This window comes from Streptomyces sp. NPDC004647 (genome assembly GCF_040609575.1).
In the GTDB taxonomy this organism is placed as follows: Bacteria; Actinomycetota; Actinomycetes; order Streptomycetales; family Streptomycetaceae; genus Streptomyces.
Genome location: NZ_JBEXKU010000161.1, coordinates 1 through 5289, shown reverse-complemented (window position 1 = coordinate 5289; position 5289 = coordinate 1). Strand labels below are relative to the sequence as shown.

At 71.1% G+C, this 5289-nt stretch carries 3 protein-coding genes; all 3 read left to right on the top strand.

The window, feature by feature from the left end:
• Nucleotides 1-115 precede the first annotated feature (115 nt).
• The 3 genes from ABZW18_RS34080 to ABZW18_RS34070 all read left to right on the top strand — a co-directional run bounded on the left by ABZW18_RS34080 (nt 116) and on the right by ABZW18_RS34070 (nt 5167).
• Nucleotides 116-1390 (top strand): ribonuclease D, encoded by a 1275-nt coding sequence (locus ABZW18_RS34080; RefSeq protein ID WP_356195225.1) that lies wholly within the window; start codon nt 116-118, stop codon nt 1388-1390.
• A gap of 433 nt (nt 1391-1823) precedes the next feature.
• On the top strand, nt 1824-3041 hold the full coding sequence (locus ABZW18_RS34075) for an acetyl-CoA C-acyltransferase (RefSeq protein WP_356195223.1): 1218 nt from the start codon (nt 1824-1826) through the stop codon (nt 3039-3041).
• Nucleotides 3038-5167: a 3-hydroxyacyl-CoA dehydrogenase NAD-binding domain-containing protein gene (locus ABZW18_RS34070; protein WP_356195221.1), complete on the top strand. Its 2130-nt coding sequence runs from the start codon at nt 3038-3040 to the stop codon at nt 5165-5167. The genes ABZW18_RS34075 and ABZW18_RS34070 overlap by 4 nt, the downstream gene beginning before the upstream one ends.
• Nucleotides 5168-5289: the final 122 nt, after the last annotated feature.

Here is a 5289-nt window from a genome sequence, read left to right as displayed (position 1 = left end):
TTTTTTGTTTTTTTGTGGTTTGTTTTTCTTTACTTCTGCGCCGGCCACCCCACCCGCGCCCGCCGCGGGTTGGTTCGGGGGGGGGGCGCCTCACATACATGGATACCCTTGACCGGTGACCGACGCCCAAGAGACCGCAGCAGACCCATCACTGCGAATCCCCGGGGGCGGCCCCCCGGCCATCGAGTCCGCGCCGGTCCCCTTGCTGGAGCCGCAAGAGGGCATCCCGCCGGTGACCGCGACCGCCGGGGCCCTCGCCGAGGTGGTGGCGGTCTTCGCGGCGGGTACGGGGCCCGTCGCCGTGGACGCCGAACGAGCGTCCGGCTATCGCTACGGGCAGCGCGCCTATCTGGTGCAGCTCCGCCGCGACGGCGCGGGCAGCGCCCTGATCGACCCCGTCGGCTGCCCCGACCTGTCCACGCTGGGGGCGGCGATCGGCGACGCCGAATGGGTGCTGCACGCCGCCACCCAGGATCTGCCGTGCCTGCGCGAAATAGGCATGACACCGGCGCGCCTGTTCGACACCGAACTGGCCGGGCGGCTGGCCGGGTTCGCGCGGGTCGGGCTGGGAGCCATGGTCGAGAACGTGCTGGGCTACGCCCTGGAGAAGGGCCACTCCGCCGTCGACTGGTCCACCCGCCCGCTGCCGGAGCCGTGGCTGCGCTATGCCGCTCTCGATGTGGAGCTGCTGATCGACCTGCGGGACGCTCTGGAGGAGGAGCTGGACCGGCAGGGGAAGCTGTCGTGGGCTCACGAGGAGTTCGCTGCCATCGCCGGCGCGCCCCCGGCGCCGCCCCGCAAGGACCCGTGGCGCCGTACGTCCGGGATGCACAAGGTGCGGCGGCGTCGGCAGATGGCCGTCGTACGGGAGCTGTGGACCGTCCGCGACCGGATCGCCCAGCGGCGCGACATCTCGCCGGGCAAGGTGCTGGGCGACGGGGCCATCGTCGAGGCCGCTCTCGCGCTGCCGACCGATGCGCAGACCCTCTCGGCGCTGCCGGGCTTCGGGCACCGGATGGGCCGCAAGCAGCTGGAGCAGTGGCAGTCCGCGGTCGACCGGGCCCGTGCGCTGCCCGACACGGAGCTCCCGCAGCCCGGCCAGGCCGTGTCCGGCCCACCCCCGCCGCGGTCCTGGGCCGACAAGGACCCGGCCGCGGCCTCCAGGCTGTCCGCGGCGAGGGCGGCGGTGTCGGCGCTCGCGGATGCCCTGGGCCTCCCGCAGGAGAACCTGATCACGCCGGACACGGTCCGCCGCCTGTGCTGGGAGCCTCCTGCCGAGCCGACGGTGGAGGCGGTCTCCGCCTTCCTGGCCACCCATGGCGCACGTCCGTGGCAGATCGACCAGACGGCCCCTCTCCTGACGGGTGCCCTGTCGATCACCGCTGTCTGACGGCCTTCCCGCCACGGAGTCCGCTCCGCGCCGGGAAGGCTGGCACCGGAAGGGCGACACCCGACCGGCACCTCCCTCCGTTTCCGCTGCCCGACACCCGGGACAGCGGCGGCACGGAGCCCTTCCGCCCGGCCGGCACCCGAGAGGCGTCCCGAGCCACGGTCGGCCGAGCCGGAGGGACCTCCGCCCCGTTCCGGTCCGACCGCCTGAGTGATCACTACGACTGGCGCCGATACGGCCGGGTGGAGCCTTGTCGCAGGCCGCACTCCGGCCCTCGGTCCGTCCTGGCCGAGCCACCGGAGCGGCCCCGTGGCGTGTGATCTGTGCCGCTCCGGCCGACAGGACTGGGCAGCATGGTTACCCGCAAGTAGCATGGCTGGCAGAGCCGCCGCAGGCAGCACCGTGCCCCGTTCCGCATCAGGAGGAGAGCCAAGTGCCTCGTACCGCTAGGGATGTCGTCTTCGTCGACGGCGTCCGCACCCCGTTCGGCAAGGCGGGCCCGAAGGGCATCTATCACGACACCCGGGCCGATGACCTGGTCGTGAAGTGCATCCGCGAGCTGCTCCGCCGCAATCCGGATCTGCCCCCGGAGCGCATCGATGAGGTCGCCCTCGCTGCGACCACCCAGATCGGCGACCAGGGCCTGACCCTGGGCCGTACCGCCGGCATCCTGGCCGGTCTGCCGCAGTCGGTCCCCGGCTACTCCATCGACCGGATGTGCGCCGGTGCGATGACCGCCGTGACGACCACCGCGGGCTCCATCGCCTTCGGCGCGTACGACGTCGTCGTCGCGGGCGGTGTGGAGCACATGGGCCGCCACCCGATGGGCGAGGGCGTGGACCCGAACCCGCGCTTCGTGTCGGACAAGCTCGTCGATCAGTCCGCCATGTTCATGGGCATGACCGCGGAGAACCTGCACGACCGCTTCCCGCACATCACCAAGCAGCGCGCCGACGAGTACGCGGTGCGCAGCCAGGAGAAGGCCGCCAAGGCGTACGCCGACGGCAAGATCCAGGCCGACCTGGTGCCGGTCGCGGTGCGCCGTACGAACGAAGAGGCCGGCGAGACCGGCTGGGGCCTGGCGACGGCCGACGAGCCGATGCGCCCGGGCACCACCCTGGAGAACCTGGCCTCCCTCAAGACCCCCTTCCGCGCCCACGGCCGCGTCACCGCGGGTAACGCCGCGGGGCTCAACGACGGCGCCACCGCCTCGCTGATCGCCGCCGAGGACGTGGCGCGCGAGCTCGGCCTGCCGGTCAAGATGCGCCTGGTGTCCTACTCCTTCGTCGGCGTCGAGCCCGAGGTCATGGGCATCGGCCCGGTCCCGGCGACCGAGAAGGCCCTCGCCCAGGCCGGCCTGTCGATCGACGACATCGGCCTGTTCGAGATCAACGAGGCCTTCGCCGTGCAGGTGCTGTCCCTGCTCGACCACTACGGCATCGCCGACGACGACCCGCGCGTCAACCAGTACGGCGGCGCCATCGCCTACGGCCACCCGCTCGCGTCGTCCGGCGTGCGTCTGATGACGCAGCTGGCCCGGCAGTTCGAGGAGCAGCCGCACGTCCGTTACGGCCTGACGACCATGTGCGTCGGCTTCGGCATGGGCGGCACCGTGATCTGGGAGAACCCGCACTTCGAGGGGAACAAGTGACTACCACCGCAGAGCTGTTGAAGGGCGCGGCCGAGCTCTTCCCGGACGAGGTCGTGACCCAGGCGCACGTACGCCACCTCGACCTCCCGCAGGACGCCGGCCGGTTCGCGCTCATCACGCTGGACAACGGCCTGGACCACACCAAGCCGACCACCTTCGGCCCGCAGTCCCTCGCGAACCTGGCCATCGCCATCGACCAGGTCGAGCAGGAAGCCGCCGAAGGCAAGATCGTCGGTGTCGGCATCACCGGCAAGCCGTTCATCTTCGCCGTGGGCGCCGACCTCAAGGGCGTCGAGCTGCTGAAGCGCCATGAGGACGCGCTGGCCATCGGCAAGGGCGGCCACGACGTCTTCAAGCGGCTGTCCGCGCTGGCCGTGCCGACCTTCGCGTACTACAACGGCGCTGCCATGGGCGGCGGCGTCGAGGTGGGTCTGCACTGCTCCTACCGGACCGTGTCCGCGGTGCTGCCGGCGTTCTCGCTGCCCGAGGTCTTCCTCGGCCTCGTGCCGGGCTGGGGCGGCTGTGCCATCCTGCCGAACCTCATCGGTGCCGACCGCGCGGTCAGCGTCATCATCGAGAACTCCCTCAACCAGAACAAGCAGCTCAAGGGGGAGCAGGTCCACGAGCTCGGGATCGCCGACGCGATCTTCGAGGGCGCCGACTTCCTCGAGCAGTCGCTGATCTGGACCGCCTCCGTGCTGCGCGGTGAGCTCGAGGTCGTACGGCCCGAGATCGACCGCGGCGAGGCCTGGGACCAGGCCGTCGCCCGCGGCAGGGCCTTCGCCGACGGCAAGGTGCACGGTGCCGCCCCGGCCGCGTACCGCGCGCTGGACATCATCGCCGCCGCCAAGAACGGCGATCTGCGCCAGGGCTTCGACGCCGAAGACCAGGCCCTCGCGGACCTGATCATGGGCGGCGAGCTGCGCAGCGGCATCTACGCCTTCAACCTGGTGCAGAAGCGCGCCAAGCGCCCGGCCGGGGCCCCGGACAAGAGCCTGGCCCGCCCGGTCACGAAGGTCGGCGTCGTGGGCGCCGGTCTGATGGCCTCTCAGCTGGCGATGCTCTTCGCCCGCCGCCTCGAGGTGCCGGTCGTGCTGACCGACATCGACCAGGAGCGTGTCGACAAGGGTGTGGGCTACGTCCACAGCGAGATCGACAAGCTGCTGCTCAAGGGCCGTGTCAACCAGGACAAGGCCAACCGCCTGAAGGCTCTGGTCTCCGGCTCGCTCGACAAGGCCGCCGCCTTCGGCGACGCGGACTTCGTCATCGAGGCCGTCTTCGAGGAGATGGGCGTCAAGCAGAACGTGTTCGCCGAGGTCGAGGCGGTCGTGCCGGAACACGCCATCCTCGCCACCAACACCTCCTCCCTCTCGGTCACCGAAATGGCGTCGAAGCTCCAGCACCCGGAACGGGTCGTCGGCTTCCACTTCTTCAACCCGGTCGCGGTGCTGCCGCTGCTGGAGATCGTCCGCGGTGAGAAGACCGACGACGCCTCGCTGGCCACCGCCTTCGGTGTCGCCAAGAAGCTGAAGAAGACGGCCGTCCTGTGCAAGGACGCCCCGGCCTTCGTGGTCAACCGGATCCTCACCCGCTTCATGGGCGAGATCCAGAACGTCATCGACGAGGGCACCCCGGTCGCCGCCGCGGAGAAGGCCATCGAGCCGCTCGGCCTGCCGATGTCCCCGCTGGTGCTGCTGGAGCTGGTCGGCCCGGCCATCGGTCTGCACGTGTCGGAGACCCTGCACGGCGCGTTCCCGGAGCGGTTCACCGTCTCCAAGAACCTGGCCGCTGTGGTCAAGGCCGGCAAGCGCGGCTTCTACGTCTACGACTCCGGGAAGCCGGAGCTGGACCCCGAGGTCGCCGCTCTCCTGGTCCAGGGCGACACCGTCCTCACCGAGGAGCAGGTGCGCGCCCGCGTGCTGGAGGCCGTCGCCCAGGAGATCGGCCTCATGCTCGAGGAGGGTGTCGTGGCCGAGGCGCAGGACATCGACCTGTGCCTGATCACCGGCGCCGGATGGCCCTTCCACCTGGGCGGCATCACGCCGTACCTGGACCGCGAGGGTGTCTCGGAGCGGGTGAACGGCAAGAAGTTCCTGGCCCCGGGCATCGCCAGCGTCCCGGCGTAGTGGCATAGCCCCCGGCTCATGTGAAGCGCCGGGCCCGGCCCCCCCCCCCCGGGCCCCGGGCCCGCGGCGGCCGGCAACGTTAAGGTGGTGGGCGGGGGGGGGGCAGGCGAAACGGAGATGAA